At 35.2% G+C, this 14,041-nt stretch carries 13 protein-coding genes; all 13 read right to left on the reverse strand.

Annotated elements, in window-relative coordinates; genetic code table 11:
- Positions 1-3 precede the first annotated feature (3 nt).
- The 13 genes from ACXAGJ_RS18165 to ACXAGJ_RS18225 all read right to left on the reverse strand — a co-directional run bounded on the left by ACXAGJ_RS18165 (position 4) and on the right by ACXAGJ_RS18225 (position 14,025).
- Positions 4-1,620: an ATP-dependent DNA ligase gene (locus ACXAGJ_RS18165; RefSeq protein WP_474841703.1), complete on the reverse strand. Its 1,617-nt coding sequence runs from the start codon at positions 1,618-1,620 to the stop codon at positions 4-6.
- A complete protein-coding gene (locus ACXAGJ_RS18170; RefSeq protein ID WP_474841705.1) occupies positions 1,617-2,642 on the reverse strand; it encodes a ligase-associated DNA damage response exonuclease in 1,026 nt (341 codons plus the stop codon). The genes ACXAGJ_RS18165 and ACXAGJ_RS18170 overlap by 4 nt, the downstream gene beginning before the upstream one ends.
- A 39-nt stretch (positions 2,643-2,681) precedes the next feature.
- A complete protein-coding gene (locus tag ACXAGJ_RS18175; protein WP_474841707.1) occupies positions 2,682-3,095 on the reverse strand; it encodes a hypothetical protein in 414 nt (137 codons plus the stop codon).
- Position 3,096: 1 nt separating this feature from the next.
- The gene (locus ACXAGJ_RS18180; RefSeq protein WP_474841709.1) at positions 3,097-3,894 is read right to left on the reverse strand and encodes an SGNH/GDSL hydrolase family protein; all 798 of its coding nucleotides are present in this window, start codon (positions 3,892-3,894) and stop codon (positions 3,097-3,099) included.
- A 13-nt stretch (positions 3,895-3,907) separates the two neighbouring features.
- The gene (locus tag ACXAGJ_RS18185) at positions 3,908-4,087 is read right to left on the reverse strand and encodes a Lacal_2735 family protein (RefSeq protein WP_474841711.1); all 180 of its coding nucleotides are present in this window, start codon (positions 4,085-4,087) and stop codon (positions 3,908-3,910) included.
- Positions 4,088-4,115: 28 nt separating this feature from the next.
- On the reverse strand, positions 4,116-4,814 hold the full coding sequence (folE, locus tag ACXAGJ_RS18190) for a GTP cyclohydrolase I FolE (protein ID WP_474841713.1): 699 nt from the start codon (positions 4,812-4,814) through the stop codon (positions 4,116-4,118).
- A gap of 240 nt (positions 4,815-5,054) precedes the next feature.
- Positions 5,055-6,212 carry a hybrid sensor histidine kinase/response regulator gene (locus tag ACXAGJ_RS18195; protein WP_474841715.1) on the reverse strand — a complete coding sequence of 386 codons (1,158 nt, stop codon included), beginning with the start codon at positions 6,210-6,212 and terminating at the stop codon, positions 5,055-5,057.
- Between the two features lie 25 nt (positions 6,213-6,237).
- Entirely contained in the window at positions 6,238-9,117 is a 2,880-nt protein-coding gene (locus ACXAGJ_RS18200; protein WP_474841717.1) for an ATP-binding protein, read from the reverse strand.
- Between the two features lie 95 nt (positions 9,118-9,212).
- The gene (locus ACXAGJ_RS18205) at positions 9,213-9,776 is read right to left on the reverse strand and encodes a ligand-binding sensor domain-containing protein (RefSeq protein ID WP_474841719.1); all 564 of its coding nucleotides are present in this window, start codon (positions 9,774-9,776) and stop codon (positions 9,213-9,215) included.
- Between the two features lie 528 nt (positions 9,777-10,304).
- Positions 10,305-10,730, reverse strand: coding sequence for a response regulator (locus tag ACXAGJ_RS18210; RefSeq protein WP_474841720.1), 426 nt, complete (start codon positions 10,728-10,730; stop codon positions 10,305-10,307).
- Positions 10,731-10,766: 36 nt separating this feature from the next.
- The gene (locus tag ACXAGJ_RS18215; protein ID WP_474841722.1) at positions 10,767-11,189 is read right to left on the reverse strand and encodes a response regulator; all 423 of its coding nucleotides are present in this window, start codon (positions 11,187-11,189) and stop codon (positions 10,767-10,769) included.
- 326 nt (positions 11,190-11,515) lie between these two features.
- The gene (locus tag ACXAGJ_RS18220; protein ID WP_474841724.1) at positions 11,516-12,679 is read right to left on the reverse strand and encodes a PepSY-associated TM helix domain-containing protein; all 1,164 of its coding nucleotides are present in this window, start codon (positions 12,677-12,679) and stop codon (positions 11,516-11,518) included.
- Between the two features lie 71 nt (positions 12,680-12,750).
- Positions 12,751-14,025 carry a DUF4374 domain-containing protein gene (locus ACXAGJ_RS18225; protein ID WP_474841726.1) on the reverse strand — a complete coding sequence of 425 codons (1,275 nt, stop codon included), beginning with the start codon at positions 14,023-14,025 and terminating at the stop codon, positions 12,751-12,753.
- Positions 14,026-14,041 lie beyond the last annotated feature (16 nt).

Here is a 14,041-nt window from a genome sequence, read left to right on the forward strand (position 1 = left end):
AGTCTACTCCTTGGATGGGATCATTGCTTTTAGGTCCTCTAGAGTATTGGCTTCTTCTATCTTTTTGTCCTGCCTCCATCGTAAAATACGAGGAAATCGAGTAGCAATACCACTTTTATGTCTTTTGGATAGTGCAATACCTTCAAAAGCAATTTCAAAAACCAATTCTGGAGTAACACTACGTACAGGGCCAAAACGCTCTACGGTGTTCTTTTTGATCCATGCATCTACTTGTTTGAATTCTGCATCGGTCAATCCAGAATAGGCCTTTGCAAAAGTGACCAGCTCTCTTTGTTCCTGATCCCAAAGAGCAAAAGTATAATCGGTAAATAGATTAGATCTTCGACCATGACCTCTCATGGCGTAAGTGAGCACTGCATCTATGGTTAAAGGGTCTACTTTCCATTTCCACCAATCTCCCTTTTTACGGCCTACTTGATAGGGAGAATCTTTTCGTTTTAACATCAGCCCTTCACTATGTTTCTCTCTGGATTTGGCTCTTTCCTTTTCTACTGCTGCCCAGGAATCGAAATACATTTTTTCCGAAAGTTGAAAGGTGAGATTGTCGGTATTGCTGTAATTGGAGGTATATTCCTTGTGCAGTTTTTCTAATATTTCTCTACGTTGATCATAAGGTGCTTGCCGGATATCCTTCCCATTCCATTCTAATAGATCATACGCTCTTAAGACCACCGGAGTTTTGGCCAATAGTGCTTTAGACACAGTTTTTCTTCCGATTCGGGTTTGTAAGTCATTAAAACTTCCTATCTGACCATTTGGGAATGGCAAAATTTCTCCATCTATTACTGTTCCATCAGGAATCTGATCTATAAATTGATGAAACTCGGGATATTTGTCAGTAACGAGTTCCTCTCCTCTACTCCATACAAATAGATGCCCATCTCGAATGATAAGCTGTGCTCGAATCCCATCCCATTTGTGCTCTACACTCCAATCCTGTACATTCCCCAATTCTGAAACCTCATTTTCTACGGCATAGGCCAGGTAAAACGGATAGGGTTTTGACAAATAGTCCTGAGCCCGTTCTGCTATCACCAAATCATGGAAAGAAATAGTATTAGGATCCCAATTCCCCATTAATTTGTACGCCAAAATATCTTCGTCGATCTGTGTAGCTTTGGATAAGGCTCTGGTCATCAACTTTTGACTTACTCCTATCCTAAAACCACCTGTGATCAATTTGGTGAACACGAAACGTTCGTAATAATTGAGTTCTCTAAGGTTATCTTGTAAATACTCTTTTTTCTCAGGTTCCTCTTTCTTTTTAAGCGCTAAAATTTCTTGTAAAAACTGGGTCAGGCTTTTCTCTGTATGTTGTTCTGAAGAAGGAACGACCAGTGCTATGGTTTCTGCCAAATCTCCAACGATATGATACGATTCTTCAAACAACCAAAGTGGAATACTTGATAATTCTGAAGCCCATGAACGTAATAAAGTAGTGTTTACAGGTCTTGGCGGGCGTCTATGGGAGAGAATAGCAATGGTCCACACCTTATCTGGATCTTCTGCTTCTTTGAAATAAGAGGCAAGCGCATCCACCTTTACATTCGTTTTATTGGTACTATCTAGCTTTTTGATCAATTCGGCAAAACGTTTCATCCGTCCACCTCACTTTCTTTTTTTGCTTCCAGTTCATTGAGTTCTCCTTCATATTGCGTTCTTTCTGTTCTGGCATCGTATCCCAGCTCCCTCAAATACCTTGAAAAAATATCGGTATACCCATGGGTACTTATTATTTTCTGTGCACCCGTGGCCTTTACAGCATCTAACAATCCCTGCCAATCGCAATGATCAGAAAGTACAAAGCCTTTATCAATAGCTCTTCTGCGACGTGCTCCTCTAAAGGTCATCCATCCACTTGCCGAAGCGGTTTCATAAGGCACCATTTTTCGGATCCAGGTACTTCCATGGGCACTTGGTGGAGCAACTACAATATTGCCTTTCAATTCTTCTTTGGAAACTGCGGCTGTAATTAATGTGGTTTCTGGTAAATCGGCCATAGGCCGAATCACGTTGGTCATATTTTCAACGGCACCATGAGTGTATATCTTACCAATTGAAGTATCCAGATGTTTGAGTAACCGTTGTGCCTTACCCAAGGTGTACCCAAACAATACCGAGGTTTTCCCTTCAGATTGATTGGATGCCCACCAGCTATTGATATCTGCGAAAACTTCCTTTTGCGGAACCCATCGAAACGCGGGTAAACCAAAAGTACATTCTGTAATAAAGGTATGACATTGAACAGGCTCAAAAGGCGTAGAAATACCATCGTCTTCTATTTTGTAATCCCCGGTAAACACCCATACTTCTCCTTGGTGTTCTACTCGTACCTGCGAACTCCCAATAATATGGCCTGCTGGATGGAGAGAGAATTTCACATTATTAATCATAAAAGACTCTTCATATCCGATCCCCGTAACCGAAATATTTCCTAATCGATGTTCGATAATAGGAACATTATCATGATGTGTAATGTACTGTTTATGTCCCCAACGGCTATGATCGGCATGGCCATGAGTAATAATCGCTTTATCTACTTTTCTCCAGGGATCAATATACACGTCTGCTGCTTCGCAATAAATACCATTTTCATTAAATATAAGCAGCGGTGTTTTCATTTGTTTTAGCAAAGATTACTTTGGTACGGTGGTTTTATTTCAAAATACGATTTTCAATAAATGCACAAAAAACACAATCGTTAAAAGTATAGTACGCCACCAGTTTTTCTGTATTATTCGTGCGATCGAATACTCATCCACTTCACCAAAAGAAATCCTGTTATGCATCGGAACAAATTGAAAAAACGTCTGCATCCAAACCACAATAATGAGTATCAAAAGAAATAGATGTATGATGTCGAAATGAGTAATTACTTTTACAATTGCCAAGCTTAATTGGCCAATCATAAGCGGCATTACGATATATGTAATTCTATTTACATATTGTTTATGCCATCGCATTAAATCTGGTCTTTGATAAAATGTAAGGCCGGGATAAATCACCAGCTGAACAATCCAGATTAAGACCAGCATCCCGAAATCAAAAACTAATCCTGCAATTTCTGTATTCATATTATTCTTGCATTAAGGAATCAAGTCGTGCCATTATTTGTTTATGACTTACTATGAAGTTCGAAAAATCTTTAGCCCATGTTTGATAGGTTAACTTTGAAGGATGAACTCCATCGCTAAAAAAATCTTTAGCTTCCTCATTAATATTCATTTTTTGCTTCCAGCTATCAATAGTGACGATCTGTTCCTGATAATATACATTATCGTACTCTGATACTAATGCTGCCAATTCTTCTCCTAATATTTCTACAAGATTTCCTATCGTAAATTTTATTGCAGGGGTAAAAGCTGGAAACTCTTTGATAGGTGGCATATTAGTAAAGACAACGATACTATCTTTATATCTAGTTTGTAAGATATGAATTAATTCCTGAATGTGATGTTTCCATTTATTCGGACGGTTAAGGGTAAATGCATCATTTCCTCCTAATCCTATAATGATTACGTCTGCATGCTGGTCTTTGATTCTAGGGATAAGTCTTTGAGAAACCATTTTGGCTGTGTATCCGCTTTTGGCATATACTTTCCAGGTGATATTTGCGTTCAAATGGGAGGCTAATTCACTTGCCAAGGTTCCAGAAAAACCTTCCTCATGGGTTGCGACTCCAACCCCGGCCATTGTACTTTCTCCGATAATAAGAATATCTAAATGTTTACTTGTAGGTAAGGTAACTTTACCATGATTTCCTTTTGCTTCAGGTAATGAAGGGACTTCTTTTCTTATGCGTTTCCCTTGAAAATACATGATCGGTAAAAGGGGGATTGATAAGATGACTCCTAATAGGTATTTAAAATTCATCTACTCCGTTTTCTTATGCCGATTGACTGTTTTTGAGCATCTCTATTTTTTTCAGAACTTCTTCCGCCTCTGCATATTTTTTATCGCTTTCTGCTCTATTAATGCTAGACAGCTCATGCCATTGACTCATCAATTTCTCATACTTCTTCTGAAGTACATCTATTTCTGACTTTTTCTTAAATAATCCAAACATGTCTTCTATTTTAGATGTTACGGCGTGATTAATCCTTCAAATAATTTTGCAATTCTGCAATTTTAGCTGGTGTGTTGAATACTCCCCCATAGTACGAAGTAACCGTAGCTGACGTATCGTCTTTGATTCCTCTAGAAGACACACATAAATGTTTAGCATCTATGATCACAGCTATATCCTCGGTATTTAAAATTTCTTTCAAGTCCAAAGCGATCTGGTTGGTTAATCTTTCCTGCACTTGCGGACGTTTGGCATAATATTGAACAATTCGGTTTAATTTGGATAAACCGATCACCTTTCCAGAAGAAATATAAGCCACATGGGCTTTCCCGATAATAGGAACAAAATGATGCTCACAGTTGGAATAAAAAGAAATATTCTTTTCTACTAGCATCTGGTTATACTGATACTTATTATCAAAAAGTGCAATCTTGGGTTTATTTTTGGGATCTAAACCAGAAAAGATCTCATCAATATACATTTTGGCAACTCGTTTTGGAGTTCCTTTAAGTGAATCATCGGTAAGATCTAATCCCATAACATCCATGATCTCACCAAATAAAGATGCTATACGCTCTTTTTTTTCTTCATCCGAAATCTCAAAAGCATCTGGTTTCATTGGGGTTTTAATACCTGTATATAAATGATCATCTCCTATTTCTTCGTGGGTGAATCCATTTAGCACATAACCGTTGGTGGGATCTAGCGTGGTATCTTCAAATTTCATAGCAATTTTTAATGTTTATGCTTAGAGGGCTTCCACAAGTAATACTTACATTTTTTTGTAGTCATTCTCTAAATTAAGTCATTAATCAACAAATCATTGATTTGTGTATTACTCAAAATTACAAAATTGTTTAACTAATAAACTAAAACATTAAACAATAATTAACATAGTACTATAAGATTTATTGATAGAATTCAAAAAACCTTTCTTACTTACCTACATTACACACAACTGAAAAAACTAATTTGCTTTATTTGGAAGCATAAAACTGAATTCACTTCCTTCCCCGGGAGTACTCTTGACCTGTATTGAACCTTTAGCTTGTTCGATCATATCTTTACAAAGCAATAGACCAAGACCCGTTCCGCGTTCTCCAAAAGTACCAGTTTGAGTAGACATTATTCTATCTTGAAAAAGCTTATCAATGGTATCCTGATCCATTCCGATACCTGTATCCTTAATAGCAATCCTAACTTTATCTTCTATTTCGTCCCCATAAATAGTAATACTTCCCTTTTCTGAGGTAAATTTAACAGCATTAGCCAACAAATTTCTTATCAAAAATGAAACTATATTTTTGTCGGCCCAAATGATCATATTCGGATCTATGGTATTTACTAGTTCGATATTTTTGTTGTTAATTTTATCCTCGAACAGTTGCAAAACCTCATCTACAATGATATTTAAAACTATATCCGAATTTGTAAGCTGTCTATTTGCTATTTGAGATTTTGCCCAATACAATAGATTATCCATAAGTAATTGAATCTTGTTCAGCTCCTGTTGTACTGTGTCTGTGCAATCTTTTAATTCGTGCTTAGTCAATTCTATTTGATCATCACCAAAAATCTGTAGTAAACCATCCAGTGTCGCCAATGGAGACCGAAGATCATGGGAAATAATCGAAAAAATTTTATCTTTTGTTTTATTCAATTTTTCTAATTCTTCTCGTTGTTTGGAGATCAAACGAGATTGACTGGCTATTTCTTCATTACTTTTCTTTATCTTCAGATAGGCGTCATGAAGTTTTAAAGTAGCACTTACCCTGGCCATGAATTCTAATTTATCAAATGGTTTCTTTAAGTAATCATGTACTCCCGCGTCAAAACTTTCTTTCATTGATGGTGCATCCACCTTAACGGCAGATATCATGATAAAGGGAATATCTTTGGTTTTGGGAGATTCTTTTAAGACCCTCAATAATTCTAATCCATTCATTTCTGGCATCCCCCAATCTGATAGAATAATATCTGGTGTTACCTTTTCCATTAATTGTAAAGCTACCTTACCATTGGGGGCTGAATAAATGTTATTTTCAAAATCCATCTCCTTAAGCAATAAACTTATATACCTTATGTTTTCCGGTCTATCATCTACTATTAATACTGAATATTCCATTTAGAGGGTAATTTTAGAAGGGTTGTTAATTATTTTTTTTCACTATCTCTTTTAAATATAAAAATGCGCTTTCATCAAAACTGGTTAAAGCCTCCATCATTAATTGTTTCCATTTTTCGAGATTTTCTGAAGGTGTTTGATTCAATTCTTCAAAAATATCCAACCAGGCTCCCGTTTCATAAATACTTAATGTATCCATTTTTTCTTTAAACTTATTAATGGCATTCACATCAGAAACTTCCAAAGCTAATTTAGACATTGGGTTCTCATAACCTTTCTCTTGAAGTTTATCATGACGATGTTGTTTTACAATACTATCTTCTAATCTGGGAAGATAAAAGTAAAATTTACTCCCTATATTCTTTTCAGAAACTACACCTATCTCACAATCGTGTGCTTCTACAGCCATTTTACAAAATGTAAGGCCAAGGCCTGTTGATCTGGCTACTCCCATCTTTTTTGCCTCCACCTGAGAAAATTTGGAGAAGATTTTACTTAATTGATCTTTTGGAATGCCAACCCCGTTATCTTTTACACTAATTTTAACCCGATTTGCTGTATCATCTAAATGTACAAAAACTTTGACCATACCTTCGATAGAAGAAAATTTGATTGCATTAGTAAGTAGATTGATCAGTACACGCTCTACAATATCCTTATCGGCATTTACCATAATTTCTGCTGGGATATCGGTTTGTATGTTGATTCTTTTTTCTTCTTTTAGGAGATGAACTTGCTTTATGGATTCAAGAACAAGATTTTGCAAATTAACTCTATCCAAACGAAGCTGAATCCCTGCATTTTCAAATTTTTGTACCTCCAACATATTTTCTATCAGGTCTAGCATTACCCTACCTGAACGGTTAATACTTTTGAGTTCTGAATTATTGGAATCATCTGAAGAATATCCTAAAATAGTGACCAAAGGGTTTTTGAGATCATGAGCCAACATGCTAGTAAATTCATGTTTAAAATTTTCTAACTTTTTTAGCTCAACATATGCTTTTTCAGTTTTTGCTTTTTGTTTGGATAAAGCCACATTCCTATCCTGTATTGTCTGTGTTCTTTCCTGTACTTTTTTTTCTAATTCCCTATTCTGCTTTTCTATTCGATTAAGTTTAACTCTATAATACCCGTAAGCAACTAAAAGTATGATCGTAAGCAATCCTATCCTAAAAAACCAAGTTAAATACCAAGGTGTTGGAATCACTATGGGGATACTCGTGTATTGTTGATTCCATATTTTATCGCTATTGGTAGATTTTATTCTTAGTTCATACCGTCCTGGGTCGAGATTTTCGAATTCTAAATACCTATTTTTTTGTAGCAATCTCCATTCTTCATCTTGCCCAACCAGTTGGTATGCATATTCAATTACCTTTGTCTTATTTGGATTTATTGCCGCAAACTCAAATGTACTTCTACCTTTATATGGGATTTCAATTTTTTCTGGTATCGAATTATAGATGGTTTTTCCAACGCTTATTTTCGTAAACCTAATTTTAGGGAAAGTAGTTTCGCTATGCACCCGGTTAGGATGAAAATAGGTAATCCCATTTTTTCCTCCAAAATACATAGTTCCATCTGCAGTTTTTGTAAATGCCTCTAAGTTATAATCATCACTTGCCAATCCATCTAATGTTGTATAATTTGTAAACATTTCTTTTTGAGGATCAAATCTGGTCAAACCATTGTTAGAACTAATCCAATACATATTAGTTGCATCCTTAAGCATCCCCATGGTAGAATTATTACTTAACCCATCCGATTCAGTGTAGTTTAAGAACTTGTTTTCTTTGAAATAAAATTTATTAATTCCCCCACCTAGGGTAGTTATCCAAAAATAACCTTTTGCTGGTTCTTCATAAATATGTAAAGTTTTATACGTATTTAGGCTATACTCGCTTTCAAAATCAGGCATAAATCGTTTAAATGTCCGAGTACTTTTATTGTAAGCATTCAAACCTCCACCATAAGTACAGATCCATATAATACCCGTCTTATCTTGATAAAAAGAAGTGATATGATCATCACTGATAGTATTTGGATTCTTTGGATTATGAACTATAGAAAGAAAGTCATCGGTTTCTTCTCTGTATTTATTTATTCCTCCTCCGTAGGTTCCTATCCATAGCTCTCCCTGGGCATCTTCAAAAACTGCTGTTATGATATTATGGTTTATACTGTTGGGGTTATTTGTATCTGGTAAATACCTTTTGCTTTTTCCTGTTTTTTTATCAAAAAGATTTAAACCTCCACCCCAGGTTCCTACCCATAATCTTTCTTTCCTATCCTCATAAATGATTCGAATCCAATCATGACTAAGGCTTTGATTATCATTAGGGTCGTAGAGAAATCGTTTAAAACTGTTTGTTTGTGGATTGTATTTGTTCAACCCTCCTCCAAACGTTCCAAACCACAACATTCCTTCGCGATCGGTAAGCATGCTATACACATTGTTGTTACTTAACGAATTCTCTTGTTTTGGATCGTTTTGAATAGTGTAAAACGGAACGGATATCAATTTATCAAAGCCTTTAGTATAAAATCCCACATACATTACTCCGTTCTGTCCAGCGAAAATTCCGCTTACATCGTTATCGTATATGGAATTTCTTGAATATGGATCTTTCTGATAAGAATAGAATTTATCCTCTTGATAAGAATAATAAGACAATCCTTCTGTTGCACTTGCAATCCAGATCATATCCTGAAATTTGGCGATAAATTTTATTTTACTCCCCGCTTGATATTCATTGATATCGGACTTATTATAAAACACAAAAGTATTTTCCCCGATATTATAGCGTGCTAATCCATCCTTATCTGTTCCAATCCATAAAAAATCACCATCAACATATAAATTCCATAGTGTTATACTATTGAAATTATTCTGAGTATTCATATGATGAATTTGAGAACGATCCGGTGAAATTCGAAACAATCCCATATCTTCTGTGCCCACCCATAAATTTTCGTTTGGATCCTCTGTGATAGAAGTTATTTTTGCATCAGAAGGAAAAATAAGAACAGGTTGGAAAGTCTTAGATTCTGAAGAGAAAGTATACCCTTACCTTCAGAACCTATATAAAACCTACCTTTCTTATCCTCATAGAGTGCTTTGACGGCTAAAGTTGCTGATGATGTTTTTAATTTCTGGATAACAAAATTTGAAAAATTATTTGTCGTTTCATTATAAACACTCAAACCAGTTTTGGTTCCAAACCAAAGGGTTTTATCTCTTTTCTCTAGTATGGTCCAAACAGAATTATCCGCAATAGATGTGCTATCGTTAAATGAGTGAGTATAGGAAACAAACTCATATCCGTCAAATCGATTTATCCCTCCAAAATTAGCAATCCAAACAAATCCCTTGGAATCTTGATAAATGTAATTTACACTACTTTGGTTAAGCCCATCTTGTTTACCAAAATGGGTAAACTTAAAAGACTTTTTTTGTGCATAACCTGAAATGGCAACCAATATCCCAAATAATAATACCAAAGGTATAGTAGGAGAATATCCCCTACATAGTCGGTTGGTAAAAACTATTATCACTTTCATTAGATTATCTATTGCCCTTTTATAAAAATATTCAAAATTAAGTACATAGGAGTTTTACAAGCCAATCCATCTGCGGTTTAACAAATTTATCAATCAAAAAACACTTTGAACAAAACACAATATCGAAAAGATGTGTTTTTTATCGATTTTCAACGCATCACATCATTACATATTTGATTACCAAATGTTTATACTTTTTATTTTTGCTTTATCAAAAAAAACAGTCTACTAGAAATGTCTGTTTTTCTGTAATAGTCAAAATGTCAAGAAATATTTACAGATTTAATGTATAATCTTTAAAAACCTGGAATATGAAGTTTTTTTACGGTATGATTTTGTTTGATGTAAAAGCATTTAAAAAGTTTTTTAAGCAGTTGCCTGCTGCTTGCAGTAATGCCATACATAGATAAAATTACCCCGAGCTGATTTGAGTACTAAAAAAGCATAAAGTTTAAATACACTTTATGCTTTTCTTTTTTTATCCCTGGATTGGATAAAACAAAATGAACTTAATTCACTATTCTACCACTAACATTTTAATAGAGAATCGCTTATTTTATCAATAGTACTATCACTAAAATTCGTAATAATATGAGTGATGGTTTCCCGTGTAAGCATTTTACCTACACATCCTTTTACATTGGGAATGGTCTTGATCCATGCTTTTTTTTCGGGAGGCAACTCAGCTCCAATCATAATGATGATATTGCACTCTTTGTAATCATGATCCAATTTTTGAAACTCTTCCAAAAAGGACCATCCATCCATAACCGGCATATTAATATCCAAAAAAATTAAATCTGGAATGTATGAAGTATTTAGAACTTCTAGAGCTTCTTTTCCATTTTCTGCAATCTGCAATTCCTCACAAATTGTAGATTTTTCTAGCATGATTTTATTAAAAAAATTAGTGGATCGACTATCATCAATAAGTAAACAATTCAATCTTTTCATTAGTACTGGAGGTTATATTTCATAATTAAAAAGTATTTACGTTGCTATTCGATACGAAAAATGTTTTTGTAACATTCTATTAATATCAAATTGTGTTAATGGCTTATTAATGAAATCATTTACATACTTGTTTTCTCCTGCTCTCTCTAAATCTCGAGGATCGCTAGAAGTAGACAGCATTATGATTTTTATATTTTCTTTTATTTCATTTCCTAATCTTGCGAATTCTTTCAAAAAATCCCAACCACTCATAAATGGCATATTGATATCCAAAAAGATAAGATCTGGCTTTATATTTAGTTTTTGGTCCAGATTTTTTAAGTAATCCAAAGCTTCCATCCCTCCTTGTAAGGTTTTCACATTTTTAAAAGCCCCGTGTTTTAACAGTAGATATCTATTAAAAAAAGTAGTCGCCCTATCGTCATCAATTAATAAAGATGCATTAATAATATTGTTCATTAGTGTAACAGGTTTTAATAAAAAATAAATGTTTTGGGTATGTGATGTAATGGGGGGTGGCATTACATTGAATTTGAGAAAATGATGTTTTAATCATTTGCCCTATCAATTCGAGCACGAAATTAGAACACTGCTTGAACAAGCTGATGTTATCAAGAAGAAATTAGAATGTTTTTATCGATGAAATTCAATAAAAATCGACGAAAAGCAATTTTTGCAACTTTTTCATTACCAATCAGTTAATTAGTATTTTTAATTTTACACAAATACCATAATCTAACAGTATTTTTACCATAAAACATAGTTGTAAAAGAGACTATTTCGTTTTACAATATTTCCAGGTTGTAGTTTTTGACCTTTGCTTTTTTATATTTTCTGCCGTACCAGAGCAAAATCCCACTTACTGGGAGTGAGGCACAAATCAAACTGGCTAAAAAAGCAATGATTTTTCCGACAATACCACCAATAGCTCCTATATGAATATCATAATTCATTCGTATCACTTTATCTGCAAAGCTGGCATTTTTATACTTCCCGTAAATACTTGGGGTTTCAATTTCGGCAAGCGTATTTTGATCAAAAAAGAGATAATCCATATTGTAATACAGCCCTTTGGAGTTACTTACTTCTACCAGAACCGAAGTAGAATCATTTTCTGGATAGTGTAATTCAAAACTCTTTGCATCCTTATAAACATCGTATAACATTGGGATTAACTGATCGTATTTTGGAGTAACATTCTTTTCCACAATCAGTCTTGTTTCACTTTCTGGAATTACAAATCTTGGATCATTACTACCCCCAGTTGCCTTGTATGCAATAAAGTAAAACCAATTAAAAGCCATCACACATCCGGTAAAAGCGAAAATCAACCCAAAAGTCGAAACATAAAAACCTACTACGGTGTGTAGGTCAAAATTCTTACGTTTCCAACGGGTTTTTGCATTCCAATCGAACTTCAGACGTTGTTTCCAGTTTTTGTTATTCCTCGGCCACCAAAGAAACAATCCACTTATCAAAATGAATAAAAACAATAGGACTGAATAAGAGACAATTCTGGACCCTATAGCATCAGGTAGCCATAAACGTAAATGTCCTTTCAGCACAAAACCAAAAAAACCAGCATCATTATCGATCTGCTTGATTAACGCTCCACTATAAGGGTTTAAATATACACTGTGGTAAAAAACTTCGGGTTCTGCTTCGTAGAAAACTACTTCTATAGCTTCGTTAGGTTGACCATAAATTACTCCATGTATGGTTCTATTAGGAATAACCTGCTCTGCCAAATTTTTGATTATTGAAGCGGGAAGAAATGCCTGTTCTTGAGGAGTTACGTACTTATAATCATCATAGAAACTTTCAATTTCTTCCTTAAAAACCCATAAACAACCGGTTATAGATACTACGAACACTACCAAACCTGTTACCATACCCAATATTCTATGGATTTTAAGGATGGTCTTACGTGTATTTTTCTTCTTTGGCATGATTAAGCAGATATAAAAAAGACACTCTCCTCTGCACAAAGGCATCAGAGAGTGTTGGGGATATAATTGAGTTAGTTAGTTACTTTGAAAATTCCTTTAAGTCCTAATCCTAAAACTTTTGCTCCTTGTGTAGCAGTGGCCGTTTCAGGATCTACAATATACACATGGGTTTCCGTATCTGTTGAACTACTGATATATGCCTTACCATCCTCTACAAACATAGGCGAGGTGTATCGATGGCCATGCACTGGGATTCCGGTTACATCTGTCACTGTTTTTGCCTCAAGATCAATTACCACTAATTTGAATACATCTTTTTTGAAGAAAGCTCCCCACTCTAAGGCTCCATTAGTATCATCAACGATGATTCTTCCAATCGCTTTACCATTACCCACATAATCCATCCAGAACAACTTACCGCCATTGGTTGCTTCTTCGATATTAAAGAAATAATCGGTATCAAATTCTGTGGCTCCATTTCTAATTCTTAAAATTCCTGAAGGTTTGGTTGCAGCTGTAAATCCTGCACTTAGTGCCGAAGTAGAGAATGAATAAATATCACCATTCTCTGTCTTTTCTATACCTGTGCTATGTCCATTCACTCCGATTGGACTAGTTCGAGTATCTTCGATAATTTTTTCTAGCTCCATCCCTGGATAATTAAAAACTGCCAAATAAGCACGATCCACATCTGGAGTTACAAAAGACCCATCAGCCAACCATTTGTGGTAGGACACAAACAATTTATTATCTCTAAGCACCATCCCGGTTACCCATGGAATGGATCCCGGATCTTCGGCAGTACCACTCCCCATATCAATATCGATAGGATGCTCTACAATTCTTTCTAACAATCCGGTTTCGGCATTGATAAAGTGAAAACGTTTATCAGAAAGCCCTCCATAGGTTAACTCTACCGCAATTAAGGTTTGATCATCTACTGCTGCATAATTATCTAATGTGGATTGAAAGGCGAAGTTGGCTACTTCATTTAGCGCTCCATTTTCATCCAATTGGTAGGCGATACATTTATCATCATCGGCATAACCCGCAGTAAACACTGTGTTTCCTGCACCATGAAAAAAGCGCCATCCACGAAGTGGTGTTCCCTGTCCTTCTACAGAGATTTCTCCGGTGGTTAATGATTCTAAAGAGGGTAACTCTAAAATATAGTCTACAGGACTTGCATCTCCTACAGGAAAGGCTTCAAATCCAACTACGTATTTAGCAACAGCAGTTGGTTCGGGTTCTACCGGACTTCCGTCATCGTCGCTTCCACATGAAATAGCAAACAGTGCTAGTGCAAAGAGTACCACTACATTTTTTATCCATTGTATTGTTTTCATTTTTGATATGATTTTA

Source organism: Aquimarina sp. AWH4_224 (genome assembly GCF_056160245.1).

Bases quoted from the DNA above. Each gene is read 5' to 3' on its own strand.
- ACXAGJ_RS18175 (WP_474841707.1), bottom strand. From the start codon at position 3,095: ATGAATACAGAAATTGCAGGATTAGTTTTTGATTTCGGGATGCTGGTC.
- ACXAGJ_RS18225 (WP_474841726.1), bottom strand. From the start codon at position 14,025: ATGAAAACAATACAATGGATAAAAAATGTAGTGGTACTCTTTGCACTA.
- folE (WP_474841713.1), bottom strand. From the start codon at position 4,814: ATGAAATTTGAAGATACCACGCTAGATCCCACCAACGGTTATGTGCTA.
- ACXAGJ_RS18180 (WP_474841709.1), bottom strand. From the start codon at position 3,894: ATGAATTTTAAATACCTATTAGGAGTCATCTTATCAATCCCCCTTTTA.
- ACXAGJ_RS18200 (WP_474841717.1), bottom strand. From the start codon at position 9,117: ATGAATACTCAGAATAATTTCAATAGTATAACACTATGGAATTTATAT.
- ACXAGJ_RS18185 (WP_474841711.1), bottom strand. From the start codon at position 4,087: ATGTTTGGATTATTTAAGAAAAAGTCAGAAATAGATGTACTTCAGAAG.
- ACXAGJ_RS18220 (WP_474841724.1), bottom strand. From the start codon at position 12,679: ATGCCAAAGAAGAAAAATACACGTAAGACCATCCTTAAAATCCATAGA.
- ACXAGJ_RS18195 (WP_474841715.1), bottom strand. From the start codon at position 6,212: ATGGAATATTCAGTATTAATAGTAGATGATAGACCGGAAAACATAAGG.
- ACXAGJ_RS18205 (WP_474841719.1), bottom strand. From the start codon at position 9,776: ATGAAAGTGATAATAGTTTTTACCAACCGACTATGTAGGGGATATTCT.
- ACXAGJ_RS18170 (WP_474841705.1), bottom strand. From the start codon at position 2,642: ATGAAAACACCGCTGCTTATATTTAATGAAAATGGTATTTATTGCGAA.
- ACXAGJ_RS18210 (WP_474841720.1), bottom strand. From the start codon at position 10,730: ATGAAAAGATTGAATTGTTTACTTATTGATGATAGTCGATCCACTAAT.
- ACXAGJ_RS18215 (WP_474841722.1), bottom strand. From the start codon at position 11,189: ATGAACAATATTATTAATGCATCTTTATTAATTGATGACGATAGGGCG.
- ACXAGJ_RS18165 (WP_474841703.1), bottom strand. From the start codon at position 1,620: ATGAAACGTTTTGCCGAATTGATCAAAAAGCTAGATAGTACCAATAAA.